General features: G+C 44.8%; 16 protein-coding genes. 10 read left to right on the top strand and 6 right to left on the bottom strand.

What is annotated here, in order from left to right:
- Positions 1-50: 50 nt before the first annotated feature.
- Both ACMCM8_RS08470 and ACMCM8_RS08465 read right to left on the bottom strand, forming a co-directional pair.
- Entirely contained in the window at positions 51-2297 is a 2247-nt protein-coding gene (locus ACMCM8_RS08470) for a TonB-dependent receptor (RefSeq protein ID WP_412727364.1), read from the bottom strand.
- A 319-nt stretch (positions 2298-2616) separates the two neighbouring features.
- On the bottom strand, positions 2617-3609 hold the full coding sequence (locus ACMCM8_RS08465; protein WP_412727362.1) for a GlxA family transcriptional regulator: 993 nt from the start codon (positions 3607-3609) through the stop codon (positions 2617-2619).
- A 137-nt stretch (positions 3610-3746) separates the two neighbouring features.
- On the opposite strand from ACMCM8_RS08465, the gene ACMCM8_RS08460 reads away from it, so the two are divergent.
- From ACMCM8_RS08460 to ACMCM8_RS08445, 4 genes are all read left to right on the top strand, one after another.
- Entirely contained in the window at positions 3747-5549 is a 1803-nt protein-coding gene (locus ACMCM8_RS08460) for an acyl-CoA dehydrogenase (RefSeq protein WP_412727360.1), read from the top strand.
- A 127-nt stretch (positions 5550-5676) separates the two neighbouring features.
- Positions 5677-6444, top strand: a complete 768-nt coding sequence (locus ACMCM8_RS08455) for an SDR family NAD(P)-dependent oxidoreductase (RefSeq protein ID WP_412727358.1) — start codon at positions 5677-5679, stop codon at positions 6442-6444.
- A 93-nt stretch (positions 6445-6537) separates the two neighbouring features.
- On the top strand, positions 6538-7299 hold the full coding sequence (locus ACMCM8_RS08450) for an SDR family oxidoreductase (RefSeq protein WP_412727356.1): 762 nt from the start codon (positions 6538-6540) through the stop codon (positions 7297-7299).
- A 25-nt stretch (positions 7300-7324) separates the two neighbouring features.
- Positions 7325-7783 (top strand): YaiI/YqxD family protein, encoded by a 459-nt coding sequence (locus tag ACMCM8_RS08445; protein WP_412727354.1) that lies wholly within the window; start codon positions 7325-7327, stop codon positions 7781-7783.
- A 67-nt stretch (positions 7784-7850) separates the two neighbouring features.
- Here ACMCM8_RS08445 and ACMCM8_RS08440 read toward each other — a convergent pair whose 3' ends face one another.
- Both ACMCM8_RS08440 and ACMCM8_RS08435 read right to left on the bottom strand, forming a co-directional pair.
- Complete coding sequence (locus ACMCM8_RS08440) at positions 7851-9041, bottom strand: aromatic amino acid transaminase (protein ID WP_412727352.1); 1191 nt, start codon at positions 9039-9041, stop codon at positions 7851-7853.
- Positions 9042-9200: 159 nt separating this feature from the next.
- Positions 9201-9986 (bottom strand): NRDE family protein, encoded by a 786-nt coding sequence (locus ACMCM8_RS08435; RefSeq protein WP_412727350.1) that lies wholly within the window; start codon positions 9984-9986, stop codon positions 9201-9203.
- A 309-nt stretch (positions 9987-10295) separates the two neighbouring features.
- Between ACMCM8_RS08435 and ACMCM8_RS08430 the strand changes: the two genes are divergently transcribed.
- The 3 genes from ACMCM8_RS08430 (at position 10296) to ACMCM8_RS08420 (ending at position 13098) form a co-directional block, all read left to right on the top strand.
- Positions 10296-10931: a 1-acyl-sn-glycerol-3-phosphate acyltransferase gene (locus ACMCM8_RS08430; RefSeq protein WP_412727348.1), complete on the top strand. Its 636-nt coding sequence runs from the start codon at positions 10296-10298 to the stop codon at positions 10929-10931.
- An 82-nt stretch (positions 10932-11013) separates the two neighbouring features.
- Positions 11014-12255: a cystathionine gamma-synthase family protein gene (locus ACMCM8_RS08425; RefSeq protein WP_412727346.1), complete on the top strand. Its 1242-nt coding sequence runs from the start codon at positions 11014-11016 to the stop codon at positions 12253-12255.
- A 231-nt stretch (positions 12256-12486) separates the two neighbouring features.
- Positions 12487-13098 carry an FMN-dependent NADH-azoreductase gene (locus ACMCM8_RS08420; protein ID WP_412727344.1) on the top strand — a complete coding sequence of 204 codons (612 nt, stop codon included), beginning with the start codon at positions 12487-12489 and terminating at the stop codon, positions 13096-13098.
- A gap of 123 nt (positions 13099-13221) precedes the next feature.
- Here ACMCM8_RS08420 and ACMCM8_RS08415 read toward each other — a convergent pair whose 3' ends face one another.
- The gene (locus ACMCM8_RS08415) at positions 13222-13776 is read right to left on the bottom strand and encodes a glutathione peroxidase (RefSeq protein WP_412727342.1); all 555 of its coding nucleotides are present in this window, start codon (positions 13774-13776) and stop codon (positions 13222-13224) included.
- A gap of 158 nt (positions 13777-13934) precedes the next feature.
- Here ACMCM8_RS08415 and ACMCM8_RS08410 point away from each other — a divergent pair, with 158 nt between their 5' ends.
- Entirely contained in the window at positions 13935-16436 is a 2502-nt protein-coding gene (locus tag ACMCM8_RS08410; RefSeq protein WP_412727340.1) for a S9 family peptidase, read from the top strand.
- A 117-nt stretch (positions 16437-16553) separates the two neighbouring features.
- On the opposite strand, the gene rrtA is transcribed toward ACMCM8_RS08410, so the two are convergent.
- The gene (gene rrtA / locus ACMCM8_RS08405; RefSeq protein ID WP_412727338.1) at positions 16554-17138 is read right to left on the bottom strand and encodes a rhombosortase; all 585 of its coding nucleotides are present in this window, start codon (positions 17136-17138) and stop codon (positions 16554-16556) included.
- A 114-nt stretch (positions 17139-17252) separates the two neighbouring features.
- Between rrtA and ACMCM8_RS08400 the strand changes: the two genes are divergently transcribed.
- The gene (locus ACMCM8_RS08400; protein WP_412727336.1) at positions 17253-18017 is read left to right on the top strand and encodes an enoyl-CoA hydratase; all 765 of its coding nucleotides are present in this window, start codon (positions 17253-17255) and stop codon (positions 18015-18017) included.
- Positions 18018-18028: 11 nt separating this feature from the next.
- A complete protein-coding gene (ggt, locus tag ACMCM8_RS08395) occupies positions 18029-19801 on the top strand; it encodes a gamma-glutamyltransferase (protein WP_412727334.1) in 1773 nt (590 codons plus the stop codon).
- The last annotated feature ends 58 nt before the right edge of the window (positions 19802-19859 follow it).

Here is a 19859-nt window from a genome sequence, read left to right as displayed (position 1 = left end):
CAATGCAATGAATAGCAATCACACTGTGTATTTTCTATTTAATATCACGCTTAGAAGTAAGTGTACTTAAACTCAACACCCCAAATGCGTGGCTCATTCACAATACCGGTTAGGTTTGCAAAGTCTATCGCACCTTTAACGTTGTTTTCGTTAGTAATGTTACGACCAAACAACGCTACACTGTAATTGTGGGCAAAGTTTTCGTAACCAAGGCGTAAACCACCTTCGAAGTTATCGTCTGTAGTAAATTCAACCGCTTCGTAAAGGAAGATATTGGTTTCACCTTGAAATGCCCAGTCAGTGAATACGAAGAATTCACCGTCGTCACCCATTGGGATGGAGTAACGGGCAGTGAAGTTCAGAATTGATTCAGGTGCCTGAGGGAACGGGTTGCCATCAATAATAGCATTGTAACCGTCTGGACGTTGGTCTGTAACAGTACAGTTTCCAGTAAATCCAATACCTGCATTCGTACCACAAGGGGCAACGGTTAATGAATCATCTTGGATTTCTGTATGGTTATAGCTATAACCTGCTGTAAGGGTTAGCGCGTCTGTCGCTAGCCATTGTGCATCCACTTCAAAACCGTACGCTTCACCTTTATCGGCATTAACCAGTGCCGTAAAGTTATTCCCGCCACCGATAGCAGAGAACTGCATGTCATCTACAGTGTAGTAGAAGGCAGCCGCATTCAGGCGTAAGGTATCATCAAGCAGGTCTGATTTAATACCCACTTCAAATGAATTAATAGTTTCAGCGTCTGCAACAGAAGGTGCGCCTTCAAATGCTACGTCACGACCCTGGATGGTTTGTGCACGGAAACCATTGGCATAGCGAGCGAACACAGACATGTCTTCAGTTACACGGTAGTTTGCACTAAGTTCATAACTGGTTTGACCGTCATCAACGTTAATATCGTCGTAATCTTGAATTGCAGCTATACCTAACACAACCGCAAAACCGTTAACGTTCTGATCGCCTACAACCAGTGATTTTTTATCGTGTGTATAACGAAGACCACCAGTAATATTGAGTTTTTCGTTAACTTGATAAGACGTTTGGCCAAACACAGCCCAAGTCTGGTTATCATGAAAAACGGTTGTGGCACCGAAGAATCCATCGATACTGGTTACATTGAAAGAGGCATCATAGTAGAACGCACCGACTTGCCAGTTAAGTGGATCGCTGGTGTTGCTTGCAATGCGGAATTCTTGAGTATATTGCTCAAGATCGTCAAGGTTATCTTGAGTAACATAGTTTTGTGATGCAATCGCATCGCCGTCGATATCACCTAAGCTTGAGCCTTCAGCAGTTTCAATCGCCGTAATTGAGGTGAACGTGACCTCGTCCATATCGTATTCTAATTTAAGCGATGCGCCTAAACCTTCATATGATTGTGGGTTGTTGTCAGTACCGTTACCTTCTAGATCGCCATCGTAAGATACCGTTTCACGATCGTAGCTATCGTTTAGGTCATTGCTGCCTTTATCAAAAACATTACCGCGGAAAATTGATGCAGTACCTTCAAGGTCGCGACCGTGTACGTTAAACAAGGCAGAGAAGTCTTCTGATGGTTCCCACAACAATTGTAGGCGCCACGCTTTCTCGTCATAGCCACCTAAAGCGTCTTTTTGGCCAGATGCAGCGTTGTCGATATAATCGTCACGCTCTTGAGAAAGTACTGAAAGGCGGGCTGATAGGTCATCGGTAAGACCGCCGCTAATTGCACCTTCAAGGTTCATGGTGCCAAATGAGCCGAAACCTGCTTTCGCGTAGCCTTCAACTTCTTGAGTTGGCTTTACGGTGTCGAACTTAATGATACCTGCTGTGGTGTTACGACCAAACAGAGTACCTTGTGGTCCGCGAAGTACTTCTACTTGTTGAACATCAAATAGTGGGAAACTTTTAAGTACCACGTTTTCCATTACCACTTCGTCCATGATAATAGAAACAGGTTGTGATGCAGCAAGGTCAAAATCGGTATTACCGAGTCCGCGAATATAGAAACGGGGCGCCACACGACCATTTGAAGACTCTGCATACAAGCCTGGTACGCGTACCGCAAGGGCTAGAATGTCTTCACCGCCTGAGAAAAGGCTTTCGAATTTTTCACCGCTTAATGTCGCAACAGAAATAGGCACTTCCTGTATTGACTGAGTGCGCTTTTGCGCAGTAACGGTAATTTGTTCAAGTGAGGCTTCTTTTTTTTCTGTCGTTGCGGCCTCTTGAGCAAGAACTGAAGAGCTGAACGCTGCACTAACTGCAAGAGCTAGTGTGGCGATTTTATGTGTTCTCATGTTTTCACCAAGATAAATTTATAAATTATACTTTTGTAGTGTATTTAGCATAATGACAAGTCAATCTATGCTTGGCGCCGCATTTTACACAAAGTTCGAAATAAAAACTTCAAAATTGTGCAACTTTGTCTTTACTCCTTAATTTTTGCACAGTTTTAGTCAATTTTAGCCGCTGTAATGTCATATTTTGCACAATAGTAAAGCAGTGTGTCACTTACAAGGCTACCAGGTGGTGCATGAGAAAGGCCAATGAGAGTGGAAATAACAAGCGTTAAAATAGGAATAGTAGAAAAAAGCAGGGGCGAAACTAACGCTACGTTTACACCACACGTTTAAATTTGGCGCGATATTGCGAAGGCGACATGCCGGTTAATTTTTTGAACAAACGCGTAAATGAGCTCATATCCTCGTAACCCACTGAATTAACAAGTATCTCTAGGGGAGTGTGGGTGGTTTCTAATAGCTTTCTGGCGTGCTCAATACGCAAAGATTGCAAATACTGCCAAGGGGTCATGCCGCAGGCATGCTTAAAACGCCTGAGCAACGTGCGTTCTGTCATATTGTGTTTGGCTGCCACATCACTGAGCGTGAGCTTTGTGCCTAACTGTGTTTCAAGATATGACTGTACCGCCACTATATCGTTATCACCGTGAGCGCGCCGCTGTCTGCTACTGGCGTAAATAGTCTGTGTTGTTCTTGATACATCCAGTACATGAGACTTAGCGGTATCACTGGCAACCTGATGTCCACAATATCGTTCAATCAGTAAAATGGACAGATCGATCCATGCCATACCGCCACCTGCGCAAAATACCGCGTCATCTTCCGTAACCATCTTTTCAGGCTGTAAATTAACCCTTGGGTACATTGCACTGAATTTATCTGCATAGCCCCAGTGAGTCGTGGCGACTCTATTATCTAACAGTCCAGATTCCGCTAATAAAAAAGTGCCGGTGCAGTTTGCACCAATATCAGCGCCCATCTTTTGTAACCGTTTTATATGTATAAGTTGGGAGTGCATGTCGTTTAATACGTCGTCGATATTCCCGCCGATGGTAGGGATAAGCAGAATGTCAGTGTGTGATACATCTTCAATGGCAATGTTGGGGGTCAGGGTAACCTGGTTTGAGCACAAAAAAGGCAACCCGTGTGCAGCGGCAAGTTGCACCTTAAAGAAAGGGGTAGTTGGGAGCTGATGAATGCGTTGCCAACTGACTCCGGCAAAGGCAAACACATCCAGTGCCCCTGTAATGGCAGAAGCAAGGGCTTGGTCAAACCCTAGTACGGTGACCGTGTAACTTGTTTTATTCATATAAGTAATGGGCGTTATGATAAAAAATCACCGCAGGTAATAGTTGGCGGTTTTAACCATTATTGTGTCATTAATGACAATGATGGCACGATAACGTTTGTGACACAATGTGTTAACAAGTACTCGTGGAGGACACTATGGCCGATCAACTCATTCCCCGTCGGGAAATGCAATTTCAACTGTATGAAGTATTGAACACCGCTTCCTTATGTGAGCAAAAACGTTTTGAAGAGCACAATGTAGAAACGTTTAACGCCGTTATCGATATGGCAGAGAAAATGGCAGAAGAACTTTTTCTGCCTCACAATGCGTTAGCGGACAAAAACGAGCCTACCTTCGATGGCAAAAAAGTGTCGATGCTTGAAGACGTTAAAGTGGCGTTTGATACATACCGAGAGGCTGGCTTTATAGCCGGACACTTCGATTTTGAGGACGGCGGAATGCAACTTCCCGTCACCATTATGAATGCGTGCGCAGGCTATTTTCTGGCAGCTAACCCGTCGTCAACCGCCTATCCATTTCTGACGGCGGCTGCGGCAAATGTGATAAAACACTTTGCTTCAGACGACATAAAAACGGCGTTCCTTTCTAAAATGCTGACAGGGGACTTTACTGGCACAATGGCGCTAACGGAACCCCATGCCGGCTCATCATTGGCTGATATACGTACATCGGCGCGTCTTCACGACGACGGTACGTATCGCATTAAAGGCAGCAAAATATTTATTTCAGGGGGAGAGCACGAGTTATCAGACAATATTGTGCACTTAGTTTTGGCGAAAATTCCAGGTGGCCCAGCGGGAGTCAAGGGTATTTCACTTTTCGCCGTACCTAAATACCGTTTGGACGGACAAGGCAATCCCGATGTGCGTAATGACGTGACCCTTGCGGGTTTGATCCACAAAATGGGGTATCGCGGCACCACGTCAACGGCGTTGACTTTCGGTGAGAATGGCGACTGTCACGGGTATTTAATTGGTGAACCCCATCAGGGGTTGCGCTACATGTTTATGATGATGAATGAAGCGCGAATTGGTGTGGGGTACGGCGCTGCGATGATTGGTTATCGCGGTTACCGTTACTCGTTGGAATATGCCAAAGATCGTACACAGGGTCGAGCTGCGCCACATCTGGCACCAGAAGACGATCCCACGCCCATTATTAATCACGGTGATATTCGCCGAATGCTATTGGCGCAAAAGGCGTATTGTGAAGGGGGCATGTCACTGTGTTTGTACGGCAGTATGCTTATCGACGAATTAGAAACCGAACAGGATAGTGAAAAGCGCACTGCGCTTTCCCAACTACTTGATTTACTTACACCTGTGTTTAAAGCCTGGCCATCAGAATTTGGACCTAAAGCAAATGATCTTGCTATTCAAATATTGGGTGGTGCCGGTTATACCCGAGAATATCCGGTTGAGCAGTGCTGGCGAGATAACCGCTTAAACCCTATCCACGAAGGTACCAATGGTATTCAGGCGCTTGATTTATTGGGTAGAAAACTTTGGCAACATGACGGTAAAGGACTAACCGTTCTGCTTGAGCGTGTCACTTGTGATATGAAGCGGGCTGAAACGCCTCGAGCACAAGCGCTAGTAGCAAAAATGAAACCTTACTTTGACCAGTTAGGGGCGCTGATCCAGCAGGCTGCTAAAGATATTCGATCTGATAAACAACCGGTTTTACTGACAAATGCAAGCTGCTTTCTCAATGTGTTTTCCAGTTGTGTAGTGAGTTGGATCTGGCTTCGCCAAGCCAATGTCGCTGAGCAAATGTTAACTAAAGGCGCACAGGCGCAAGATATCGACTTTTACGAAGGCAAAATGGCTGCAGCAGAATACTTTGTTCATTGGGAGCTACCCTTGGTATCGCGTGATATTGCCTTACTCACTTCGCAGAACAGCACCTGTCACAACGTGAAGGCCAGCTATTTCTAAGCTTGAAGAGATAAGTCACCAAGGAAATAAATATGGGTTATAAAAAACAACAGCTGATTTGTGATGCTGAGGCCAAGTTTGCAATCAAGCCATCTAAAATTTTAATCATGAAAGCGGAGTATGAACTATGAACCCTGTCGCTGATGTAAAGGGAAAGCATATATTGATCACTGGCGGTGGCTCAGGTATTGGCGCAGCATCTGCCCGCTTGTTAAGTGAGCGTGGCGCCTTGGTGGGAGTCGCAGACCTAAACCTAGACAATGCTCAGAACGTGGTAGAGGAAATTCAATCATCCGGCGGCAAAGCTTATGCTGTTGCGGTGGATGTAACGTCACCAGAACAGGTGAAGGGCATGTTTGATAGTGCATTTGCACAAGCCGCTAAAATAGACGTGATAATTAACAATGCTGGAATAGATCATATGCCTGCGCCATTGACTGAAGTGGATGACGCCATGTTTATGAAAAACTTACAGGTTAACTTAGCCGGTGTATGGTATTGCATGAAAAATGCGCTGACTCATATGACCGCCACAGGTGGCGGTCACATTATTAATATCGCTTCGGTAGCTGGGCTTCGCTCTGCCCCCATGATCAGTGCTTACAGTGCTTCAAAACACGGTGTGATTGGCCTGACAAAGTCTGCAGCTGTGGAGTATGCCCGTGCCAATATCCGAATTAATGCGGTCTGTCCCAGCTTTGTTGATACCCCAATGGTACAAGGTGTTCTGGCAAGAATGGATGAGCGTGGTCGCAAAGGACTGATTGGGGCAAACCCAATGAAGCGCCTTGGGAAGCCGCAAGAAATCGCCAATGCCATTGCGTGGTTGTGTAGCGATGAGTCTTCTTTTATGACCGGACAAGCGGTGGTACTGGACGGTGGTATGTTGGCTTGAGTGTATAGAACGGCGCAAAGCCACGTAAACTGTGAATTTACGTAAGGTCCTCTTTGATAGACCTTTGCTACAGCAAGAATTAAGGAAATAACAATGAAAGATTTATTTGATTTAACCGGAAAAGTTGCTTTGGTCACCGGCGCAAGTCGCGGAATTGGCGAGTCAATTGCCCGTTTATTGGCGCAATACGGCGCCCATGTAATTGTTTCAAGTCGCAAGATAGACGGTTGTGAAGCGGTGGCGTCATCTATTCGAGATGCCGGCGGTAAAGCCACTGCATTGGCATGTCACGTTGGTGAAATGGATCAAATTAGCCAAACCTTCGAGACCATTAAACGGGATTTCGGGAAATTGGATATTTTGGTTAATAACGCTGCGGCCAATCCATTTTTCGGCCATATTCTCGATACGGATTTAGGCGCCTATAACAAAACTGTTGATGTGAATATTCGCGGCTATTTCTTTATGTCTATTGAAGCGGGCAAAATGATGAAAGAGCAGGGCGGCGGGGTTATTCTTAACACGGCTTCTGTCAATGGTATTACCCCTGGCGACATGCAGGGCATATATTCCATCACAAAAGCCGCGGTGATCAGCATGACAAAATCCTTTGCCAAAGAATGTGGGAAGTTAAACATTCGCGTAAACGCATTACTTCCTGGGTTAACGGACACCAAGTTTGCCTCGGCACTCACCACTAACGAGCAAATTTTAAAGCATGCTCTTAAAGTGATCCCATTAGGCCGCGTTGCCGACCCTGACGAAATGGCAGGTACAGTACTTTACCTTGTCTCTGATGCGTCAAGTTATACCACTGGCACGACAGTGGTTGTGGATGGTGGTATGCTTGCGTAATTAATGACGCAAATGAGATACGATTATGCATATATGGGTTGACGCCGACGCGTGCCCTGCAGTGATCAAAGACATTCTATTTAAGGCAGCAAGGCGTACCAAGCTGCCTTTGTCTTTGGTAGCAAACCATTCAATGTCAGTTCCTCCTGACAAACATATTACACTGACGCTAGTTCCCTCGGGCTTTGATGCTGCCGATGATTATATTGTCGAGAAGTGTGAAGCAGGGGATTTGGTGATCACCAATGATATTCCCTTAGCGTCAGACGTATTGGCCAAAAATGGGTTAGCCTTGAATACGCGGGGAGATGAATTTGATAAGTCGTCTATTCGCGCTGCACTGACCATGCGCGACTTTATGGATACCATGCGTTCAAGTGGCGAGCACACAGGTGGACCTAAAGCCTTTTCTCAGCGAGATAAACAGAATTTCGCCAATGCGTTGGACAGGCTACTTACACAAGGCTTACGCGCACTTAAATAAGAAAGAAAGGTCGTAAAAAAAGGGGCTGAGAAATGACTCATGCCCCTTGTTGTAGTTTACTTGAATATTACAGTACCGACACTAGCGCTTTCGCTAAGGTTTCGACGTTTTGCTGGTTAATGCCCGCAATGTTCACTCGGCTTGAGTCAACAAAGTAAACCGCATGTTTCTCGCGTACTTCGCGCACTTGCTCTGGGGTAATGCACAAGAAAGAGAACATCCCTTTTTGTTCGTTTACAAAGCTAAAATCTTTTGGTGAGCCATTATCGTGTAGGTTTTTAACCAACATTGCACGTAGCGACTTCATACGGTTGCGCATTTCATTAACTTCAGAAACCCATTCGCTATTTAGCGCGTCGTCAGAAAGAATAATGTCGACCAATGCACCGCCATAGCTAGGCGGCATAGAATAAATACCGCGGGCAACCGACTGAATTTGTGCTTGTGCAATCTTTCGTGTTGCAGTATCAGCAGTAATAATGGCGGCTAAACCAACACGTTCGCGGTACAAGCCGAAGTTTTTAGAACATGAGGCGGCAATGATGACTTCCGGCAAGTTTTCAACTAGCAAACGCATGCCGTAAGCATCTTCGTCCAAACCTTCGCCGAACCCGAGATAGGCAACGTCGATAAAGGGTAAGAATTCACGCTCTTTGGCAACCGCAAGTACTTCATCCCACTGCGCGTTGGTAAGATCCGCACCCGTAGGGTTGTGACAGCACCCGTGAAGCAACACGATGTCGCCTTTTTCGACTTTGCGCAACGTGTCCATCATTGCGTCAAACCGAATACCCGCTGACGCTTTGTCAAAATAGGGATAGGTTTCTATTTTTAAGCCTGCAGATCCGATTAACGGAATATGGTTTGCCCAGGTAGGGTCGCTTACCCACACCTTTGCATTCTCGTTACAACGAACAAGAAGTTCAGAAAGAATTCGCAATGCACCACAACCACCCGGTGCTTGTACTGCTGCAACGCGGTCAGCTAAAAGAACAGGGCTGCTTTTACCTAGCAATAGAGACAACATACCGTCGATAAAACCTTGATTGCCTTGTGGGGTAATATAGGTTTTGCTCGTCTCGGTTTCTAAAAGCACTTTCTGTGCTTTCGCCACACTTGACAGAATAGGGGTATTACCTTGCTCATCTTTGTATACACCAACACCTAAATCGATTTTATTTGGGTTGGTATCTTCTCGATAAGCAGCTGACAAGCCAAGAATTGGGTCTGGGGCAAGATGGGGTAATACTTCAAACACGATATGTCCTCACGTTGGTATGCAAATAGTAGCAGGCAGGCATTATGCCACCGATGGTGGAAAAAACGACCCCTATTGGTTGAAAATATTTCAATTAAGCCAAGTGTAAACCTGTAAACGAAAGTGTTGTCCTATTTTAAGTGGCAAAGGTGAAACCATTTACACCACGTTAAACGTATAGGTTTTTGTGCTGTCAACCCGTCCATCATGATAATACGTCAGTTCTTTCCACGTCACTTTCTGGTTTTTATCAACCAGCAACAGGGTTGAAGCACGAGTGCCGTATTGCGGGGTATGGATAAATATGGAAGACAACGCTTTTTCCCATTCATAACCAACACCTGTATCAGGTAAGCTGTGATCTGGCGCTTGGTTATTTTGCTGTAGAATAGTGAATAAGGCGTCGTGTTCAATCGTAGAAGCGTTGTCGATATAGTGATTTAGTGCGTTTACGCCCTGTGTTACCTTGGGCCACGGCGTGACAATATCAGCGTTAGATAACCCAAATACACCTTTGTCTATAAAATGGCAGGTATCATTGACGTTATTGTAAACTCGAAGCTGATTAACATGGCCGAACAGTAAGTTGTAGCCATTGTAATTGTCTCTGGTTTTGCGCAATTTATCTAAATATACTTGTGCCTTATCCATGCTGTATTTTTCACTAGTGTTAATTAACCAGTCAGCGACTAGTTCACCCCGAGAAATGGCACTGTGTTTCAAATTGTGAGGATCGCGCACATTTGTTAACGCCGCCAACGTACCTTGGTGCGTCACCCCCATCCACGTGCCTTTCGCTTGTAAGTCTTGCCCGGCAAGCAGGTTGGGGTAGTGTGGCCAATATTGAGATAGTGCAGTAGGTCTGGCGTAAAATTCATCTCTATTCGCTGCAATGATCAATGGGTAGTCGCTACGCATTTTATTTGCGATGAAAAGTATGCACATAGATAATCTCAAAGTTCTTTACAACAGGTGTGATGTTACTTTACATCACTTCTTATGCAATACCTTGTTTACTCGTTAGCGCAATCATGAGACAAGCTATTCTCGTACCAGCGAGCAACATTGAATTATTACAATAACTCGATTATCGACGCTTGCTAATTACTTACTCAAATTATTAATCAAATATTTACAATGGCATTACATAAATAGATTGATTATGATCGTGAAGTCATTAACACCGTATTCCGGTCTTGCGATGCCACTCAACATATAATGTGGCACCCGAAGGCAGCAGTTAGAGAATTACACATGAAAACCCTTCCTCATTCAGATTTACCCCTTCGTCCCATAAGTGATGTCATTGTTGGCGCAAATGTGTCGCGCAAATGGCCACATTGGTTAGCGCGATTTGCTGCATGGCTGCTAACAAAACGAGGCTGGAAAGTGGAGGGCGAATTGCTTAATGAAAAGAAAACAATTTTGGCGGTTGCGCCGCATACGTCTAACTGGGATTTTTTTATTGGCCTGTTTGTAGTCTTTGCATTTAGGTTAAATGTAAACTTCTTTGGCAAGCATACTATTTTTAAACCCCCTTTAGGGGCGATTGTTCGGCGTTTAGGGGGGATCCCAATTGAACGCAGTAAGTCGCACGGGGTTGTTACGTCCATCGCTAATCAGATAAAGCAGCAGGAACATATCATTTTAGCGTTGGCACCTGAGGGAACACGCAGTCCAATATACCCTTGGAAAACCGGCTTTATGCACATTGCCAGAGAAGCCGAAATTCCTATTCAGCTTATTGGCTTAGACTATGCTAAAAAGGCACTAGTGCTGGGGCCGATTATTCACAAAGTGACTAATATAGAAGAACAAATGCAAACTATTTATACATTTTATGGTACTGTTTGCGCAAAATATCCTAAAAACTGCATCACACAATCTTAGTGCTCGTTAGTTGACGTTGGCAACAGCCACTTCGGTTAGTCATTGGGTTGTGTGACAACTATCACTTTTTGGAGTTTCACCCGTGACAAAATTGGGATTCACAACCCGACAGGTTCATGCTGATCGCTTGCTTAATAACCCGGAGCATGGCGGCGTACATACGAGTACATCCAACTCTGTATTATTCGAATTCAAAGACGCCCAAGGTATTATTGATGCGTTTCAGGGTAAGCGTGCCGCTCATGTTTATTCGCGTTCATCTTCACCTTCTGTAACCGCGCTTCAAGCTATGTTAACAGAGCTTGAGGATGCAGAAGGCGCGTTGTGTTTTGCAACGGGAATGGCTGCCATTAGCAGTTCACTTTTTGCTTTGTTAACGGCAGGCGATCATCTCATTGTAAGTCAGTACTTGTTTGGCAATACACGTAGCTTTTTTGAAACGCTTAAAGACTTCGGTGTACATATAACCTATACCGATGTGACTGATGTAGAGCACGTCAAAAACGCGTATCAGCCCAATACTAAAGGGGTGTACACAGAAACGGTTGCCAATCCGGTAACGCAAGTTGCCGATCTCAGTGCCATCGGACAGTTTTGCGAAGAAAACGGTTTATTGTTTATGGTGGATAACACCATGACACCACCACCCCTATTTAGTGCAAAAAATGTCAAAGCATCCTTAGTGTTTACATCGTTGACTAAATACATTGCAGGGCATGGCAATGTATTAGGTGGTGCGGTAATTGATACCGGTTTGTTCAACTGGAAGAATTTTGACAATATCAAATCGGGCTATCAAGTGGATGATGTTGCTCAATGGGGGCTGACTCAGATAAAGAAAAAGGGCTTAAGAGACTTAGGTGCCACTTTATCGCCACAGTCAGCTAGTGCAATTGCGCTGGGTATGGAAACACTGAATTTAAGAATGTCTCGCAGTCAGTACAATGCGATGCAGCTTGCTACATTTTTGGATAACCATGACAAGGTAGCAAAGGTATTTTACCCAGGCTTAGCGGATCACCCACAACATTTTATTGCTCGCGAGCATTTAACTGGCGGATATGGTGCCATTTTGAGTTTTGATTTAATCGATGGCGCCGATCCCGTTGCGTTCTTGAATGCGCTCAAACTGGTAATTTGTGCTACGCACTTAGGCGACAACCGCACGTTAGCCTTACCAGTAGCACCAACGATCTACTTTGAAAATACTGCTCAAGAGCGCAACAACATGGGAATTAGCGACACCATGTTACGTCTTTCTGTAGGCATAGAAGATACGGCGGATTTAATTGCCGATTTTGAAACTGCATTGGCGAGTTTGTAGTTCAAAAGGGTGAGTTTATTAAGGGGGCGAGGCCCCCTTTTTTTATACTTTTAATCTACCTAGGCCTTTGCGTTTGATAGTGTTGTGTTGCCAGCGATAGCAGTTTGCCGTTCCAATTCTACGTTTATTCTACTTAGTAGAATGTAGCCTTCATATTTTTGATATTTTCATTCTGTACTGTTGCCTTAATATAGCTATAACGCCTAATGTGTTGTAACAATGGAGAGCAACGTGAAATCAGTATTAGCAATATTTTCAAGCCTAAATGGCAACCAAGGTAACTCGTCTAAGTTAGCGAATGAATATTTAGATAAAATAGAAAGTAATGGGGCCGTAAATGTCCAGCGAGTAGACGTTGCTTCGCTCGCGCTCCCTCATCTGACCGGTGAAGAAATGCAGGCGTGGATGACGGACGCTGCACAAAGAACCGATGCGCAACACGCACTGGCAAAGTATTCTGACGAAATCATTGAAGCAATTAAACACGCCGATGAAATTGTGTTGGCCGTACCCATGTACAACTTTGGCATTCCTTCATCACTAAAAGCCTATTTTGATCGCGTAGCGCGTGCCGGTATCACGTTTAAATATACTGAAACAGGGCCTGTAGGGCTTTTAGAAAACAAAACTGCCGTAGTGTTTGCTGCGCGGGGTGGGGTATACGCCGGTTCAGATTATGATACGCAGACACCATACCTAAAACATTTTTTAAATTTCATTGGTATTAGCGAAGTAAAATTCGTTTATGCAGAAGGGCTTAACATGGGTGAAGAACAAGCTCAAAGCGCTTTCGCATCAGCCAGTGAAAAAATTATTGAACTATCTGAAGAAACAAGACACTAACTTATTGCAGTTAGCTAAAACGTTGGATGTATGTTTTATGCTAAAAGTGTGTTCCAAGTTGAGTGTGCTTGTTGCCCCGCGAATTTCGCGGGGCTTTTTTATTTGGCGCTGAAGAACATCAAATTATTTGTTGAGCATTGCTTCTACATCGGCAATAAAATCTTTGTCTGTGGGCTTTGTCATACTCGAGTAATGGGTAATGGTTTGACCGGTGCTGTCAATCAGGTACTTGTTAAAGTTCCACGAGGGCGATTTCCCCGTTGCCTTTTTAAGCATGCGATACATCGGGTCGGCATCATCACCTTTTACTGAAACTGGCTCAAACATTGGGAATTTTACGCCATAGGTCAGTTCGCACAGTTCCGCCGTTTTTCCTTCGTCATCATCTTCTTGGTTGAAGTCGTGTGACGGGAAACCAAGTACTACCAAACCTTTGTCCTTGTAATTGTTGTACAGGGCTTCCAGACCTTCGAACTGGGGAGTGAACCCACAGTAACTTGCTGTATTCACCACTAATACGGTTTTACCACTGTATGCTTCGCAAAGATTAACCGTTTCCTGTGAATTCAATTTTCTTTTCATGAATTTTAGTACATTTGGGCACTCACTGGCATAACTTGATGTACTGACAATGCTAAGCGCCAGTAGCGCTTTAACCACAATTCCCTTCACTTTCATTTCGTTTACCTTCTGATTGTTGTGTCTTTTTCTTAAAGTTACACCATAAACGCAACAGGAATACGTTTGGTTCACTAACACTATCGATGAACGTTGACTAATTCCTTGCGCCTCTGCGTATAATGCCGGTGGGATTACTATTATAACGACATAAAATAATGAAAAAATATTCTTCTTTACTTATCGCGGCTAGCGTTACATTCGCACTTGGCGGGTGTGCGAGTACCGTACATGATACCACTTCATCAAATAACAGCGCGAGCAGTGTTAATGCTTCTGCAACCCCACATCAATCAGTTACACCAGCATCGGCATCCTATGCTGTGTCTGAAACCGGTGAAATTACGTTAAAACAAATTATGGCCGACCCGCAATGGATAGGGGCGCTGCCGACAGAAATGGGGTGGTCAGTTGATGATCAGAAGTTAGTGTTTGAAAGAGAAAGACAAGATAGCGCGCTTAACGATGTGTTTATAGCTGATGTTGCAACGCCAAATGTGGCTACAAAAGCGCCACTATCAGACCTGCATAAATACCGTTTCGACGAACGAGTTGTGCGCAAAGATGGCGTGATAGCCTACACGTTTGAAGATAGTGTATACGTTCAATTTACTGATGGAAAAACAGTACAATTAACCCGGGGTGGCAACCCACTTTCCACCTTGTCATTTATGACTGATGGGCGATTGATGGCTCTCAGTGGGAATAGGTTTGTGGCGATCAATCTTGAAAATGGCAGTCGAGAAGAGCTACTGAGTTGGGAATTCTCGGAGCAGCCTAAGGCAGTAGAGCCTGCTAAAGACTATATTGCACAAGAGCAGCAGACGTTGATTGAATATATCAAACTGCAACGCAACAACAGACAAGAACAAGAAGATGCCGATAACGCTCTGGCAGCAGCCAATACAAGTGTCGCGCCAACACCATTTTATTTCGACCCCTCACATCGTTTAGCGGGTATCAGTGTATCTCCAGCGGGTAATTATGCTGTAGTCGCGACAGAAGAAAGTAAGCCAAGTCGTGATGACAGTGACATTATGCCTCACTATATCCAAGAAGACAGTCGTATTGCTGCTAAATCGGTGCGCCAACGGGTGGCCGATGCCGAACCGGTTAATCATCAGATTTGGTTACTTAATTTAAAAACCGGCGAAAAAAGTGAACTGAATTATTTCAGTCTGCCGGGTTACAATGATGACGTACTTGCCGACGTAAAAACTGAAAATGCGAAAGCAAAAGGGGAGTCCTACGAAGTAAACCGGTTACCTCGTCCTATCACGTTACTTCAAAGCTGGTATTGGACAAAGCCGTCTATTCGCTGGCACAAAAACGGTGAAGCCGTCGCATTAATGTTAGAAGCGTGGGACAACAAAGATCGCTGGATCGCAACGGTAGACTTGGGCAATAAAGCGTTAGTCAACCAACACCGCCTTCACGATGATGCATGGGTAAATTATCGCTTTAATGCATTCGATTGGTTAAACAACAGCGAAACCTTGTATTTTCAGTCTGAACACAGTGGCTACGCCCACGTGTACTTACAAACCCCAGGTGAAGCGCCTGTCGCACTAACCAGTGGTGAGTACATCGTAGACGATTTAACGTTATCGCCGGATGACAGTTACCTCTACTTTAAAGCCAATATTGAACACCCCGGTCTTTATGAAGTTTACCGTGCAAACCTTAATGATAAGGCAATAGAAGCGGTGACTGACCTCAATGGCATGACTGACTATGCGTTAAGCCACGATGGTAAACAATTGGTACTTAGCCACAGCAAAGTTAATAAACCCGCTGAGCTTTACGTTAAACCTGCAGATTCCACATCAGCAGCAGTGCAAATTACACAAAGCACCAGTGACGCCTTTAACGCCTTACCTTGGGCTGTGCCTAGCATAGTGGCGATAGATTCTTCGCACACAGACGCGCCTATCTATGCACGGGTTTATTTGCCAGATAATTATCAGGAAGGCGAGCTAAATAAGGCGGTAGTCTTTAATCATGGTGCAGGCTATTTGCAGAATGCCCATATGGGGTGGTCTGGTTATTTCAGAGAATATATGTTCCACAGTATGCTTGTTCAACAAGGTTATGTAGTACTTGATATGGACTACCGTGCAAGTGCGGGTTATGGACGGGACTGGCGAACAGCAATCTACCGTCAGATGGGGACGCCTGAAGTACAAGATTTACGAGATGGAGTAGAGTGGTTAGTACAAAACGCCAATGTTGACAGAGCGCGTATTGGCACTTATGGCGGCTCATACGGCGGCTTCCTGACTTTTATGTCTATGTTTACGGCACCTGACTTATTTGCAGCAGGCGCGGCATTACGTCCAGTGACAGACTGGGCGCACTACAACACGCCCTATACTGCCAATATTCTTAACACTCCGAGTGTCGATCCGATTGCGTATGAACGCAGTTCACCCATTTACTTTGCAGAAGGTCTGCAAAAACCACTACTTATTAATGCACCTATGGTAGATGACAATGTCTTTTTTCATGATACGGTTCGTTTAGTACAACGCCTGATTGAATTAGAAAAAGAAAACTTTGAGACCGCAATTTACCCGGTCGAGCCGCACGGTTTTGTTCAGCCTAGCTCGTGGCTAGATGAATATCGTCGCATTCACAAGCTATTTGAAGAGAATTTGTAAACGAGAATTGAAGGTGCAATGTACTTTTCGTACATTGCACCTTCTTATTTGTTCAGTCAGGTTAAAGACTTTTCCTGGAAAAGTGACAGGTAACGTTAACGACGAATAACACGACTGTTAAGTTCGCTTGGCGGTTAACCACATTAACGCAAACATAATCAACCCGCTAACAGCGCCAAACAGGTGCGCATCCACCGCGACCTTGGCATCAATTAGCGCAGCAACCTGCTGACTGCTGCCATCAAATTGCTCGTAGGCAACTTTTACGGCTACACCTATTAGCAACAACCACCCTGAATACAGTTTTTCCTTAATATCCATACACGCGCCCCACACAAATATGCCATGAAGCGCACCGGATAAACCCACGTACCAAATGAGATCGGGGGAAAAGTAATAAAGTCCAGCGCTGGTACCAATACAGCACCAAACAAATACTTTTACGAATAAGCCAATTCGATAATGCTCACCATGCAGTGCCCATAGCAGCGCGAGCCCCGCTAGGTTAAGCAATAGATGATATCCATTGGTATGCACTATATTGCCCGTGATAATGCGCCAGGTTTCTAGACCTTGAATGGCATACCGATCATAAGCTAAAAATTCACCGGAAAGCGGTTCATAAAAGAAAGCGAGAACAGAACATAACGCTATTAATAGTGGTCCAGCACTATACTTAAGCGAAAACGGCAGTGAAATCATCAGTGTTAGTTATTTTTGAATTGCGAGTTTGCTCGCTATGATACAGAAATTGCCTACAGGGTGAAAACTGAAGTACGCCAGTTACAAGAATAAAATAATGTATAAGGAGTCACTATGTCTCACATAACAACTGAACTTAACAACCAATGCCTAACCATTATTATAAACCGCACAGATAAGAAGAATGCCTTAACCCGCGATATGTATCAGGATATGGCCGATGCCTTGTATGACATTAAGGACGATGGCAATACCAAAGTTGTCATTATAAAAGGGGCGGGTGATTGCTTTACTGCAGGCAATGATATTAGCGATTTTGCAGAACAACCTCAAAATGCGCAGGTTTCTGAAACCGCGGCTTTTATGCGTGTGCTAGCAGAATGTAAAGTACCCGTTATTGCGCAGGTGCACGGTATGGCGGTGGGAATTGGCACCACTTTGTTACTTCACTGTGATTTTGTTTACGCCACACCAGATACGCGATTTGTACTGCCCTTTATCAATTTAGGGCTTGTTCCTGAATATGCATCAAGCTATCTTTTACCTAAGGTAGCAGGGCATATAAAAGCTGCAGAGTGGCTGATGTTAGGCGAGCCCTTCACTGCAGAAGACGCTTATCAGTTTGGCTTACTGACAAAAATTGTCGCTGGGGCTGATATAGAAGAATGTGTAGCCTCTACGGCCAGGCAGTTAGTGGCTAAGCCTTCGTTCTCACTCACTCAAACGAAAGCCTTAATGAAAGGTGAGGGAGAGCGTGTGACGCAGCAAATGAACGAAGAGTTTGATATCTTTTTAGAAGCACTGAGTACACCTGCAGCAAAAGAAGCATTTGATGCATTTTTGAAAAAGCGCCCCATTAATCCCGAAAAATTCAAATAAAAAGGAAAATCATGTCAAGACGTAGCGTATTGTTTAGAGCTTCACTCGTCCCCCTTGTTATATCAAGTTGTTTAGTGTTTGGCGTTAACGTTGGTGCCAGTGCAAAACAGTCGACAGAAGTGGGTGAGCCCGAAGCTGCTACAGGCTATGTTGAAAAGAAAGCCTTCGAAGCCAAAGAGTACATGGTGGTTGCCGCTAATCCTTACGCTTCGTGGGCAGGCAAGAACATTCTAGAAAAAGGGGGAAGCGCGTTAGATGCTGCGGTAGCAGTACAGTCGATGCTTTCGTTGGTTGAGCCTCAGTCCTCTGGGATTGGCGGCGGCGCTTTTATTCTCTATTGGGACAATAAAAATAAAGTACTGCATACCTTTGACGGGCGGGAAACCGCCCCTCGTGCGGTAAACGCACATTGGTTTATTAAAGGTAATCAGCCTATGCGCTGGATTGATGCCGTTGTTGGAGGGAAATCGGTAGGTGTGCCAGGAGCGGTTAAAGCACTGGAAATGGCCCACAGGGACTTTGGCAAATTACCGTGGAATAGCTTATTCAACGACACTATTCAAACGGCAGAGGAAGGCTTTAAAGTGTCTCCACGGTTGGCTAAGTTGGTGGCGTTAGATTACCACCCTGGTCTTAAAACGTTTGCTTCCAGTTCTGTGTACTTTTATCCAGCCGGTATGCCCCTTCAGGAAGGCGTGATTAAAAAGAATCGGAAACTGGCAAAAACCCTTCGTGGCATAGCAGAAAAAGGCAGCGACTATTTGTTAAAAGGCGAGGTGGCTCAAAAAATAGTTGATGCAGTGAACACTGCTGAGATTAACCCAGGCAGCATGACCTTAGAAGATTTAGCGAATTATGAGCCAATTAAACGGGAACCCGTATGTGGGCTTTATCACGAAAAACGCATTTGTGGTATGGCGCCACCGAGCTCAGGTGGCGTAAACGTTTATCAAATTTTGAAAATGCTGGAAGGCTTTAATTTAAGTCAATACGGCCCTGATTCAGTGGAGTTTGTGAACCTCTATACTCAGGCCAGTGCAAAGTCTTATGCCGATAGAGAAAAGTTTATTGCCGACAGTGATTATACCAATCTACCTTTCGCGGCCATGATCAACACGGCCTATCTCGAGCGCCGTGCGCAAGGTATTGAAGTGGACAAAAAGTGGCGTCGTGCAAGAGCGGGTGAACCTTATGCGGATGCACAAATAGCCTTAGGTCGTTCAATGGAGCTGGCTAATACGTCACATGTATCGATTGTCGACAAAGAAGGCAACGCAGTATCGATGACCACCAGCATTGAGTTTATGTTTGGCTCTGGGCTTATGGTAGAGGGCTTTTTACTGAACAATCAGCTCACCGATTTTTCATTTTCACCCACAGAAGATCGCTTCCCTGTGCCAAATCGCGTAGAGCCGGGCAAGCGGCCGCGCAGTGCAATGAGCCCTACCATGGTATTTGATAAATCGGGTAACTTAGAAGTGGTGTTGGGGTCACCGGGTGGATCTCGCATTGTGAGTTACGTGGCGCAAACCCTTATTGGAGTGCTTGATTTTGGCTTAGATATTCAGCAAGCAATAAATTTACCCAAAGTGACCAACCGAAACGATTATACCGCCCTTGAAAAGGGCACGCCTATTGCCGGGTTGGAAGGGCTACTAAGCGAACTGGGACACAATGTGAAAGTAGTCGACTTAAACAGTGGTCTACACGGCATTCAGTTTAAATCAGGTAAGTTGATTGGGGGCGCTGATCCTAGAAGAGAAGGGATTGCGGTAGGTCGTTAACAGTTTTATCTAATCATCTCTATGCGAAAGGCAATCGTTTAATTGAAGACTTAGACGC

It is taken from the genome of Alteromonas sp. D210916BOD_24 (assembly GCF_047159385.1).
Classification (GTDB): domain Bacteria; phylum Pseudomonadota; class Gammaproteobacteria; order Enterobacterales; family Alteromonadaceae; genus Alteromonas.
Note: the sequence above shows the minus strand (reverse complement) of the source record. Positions and strands in the feature narration are given on the sequence as shown.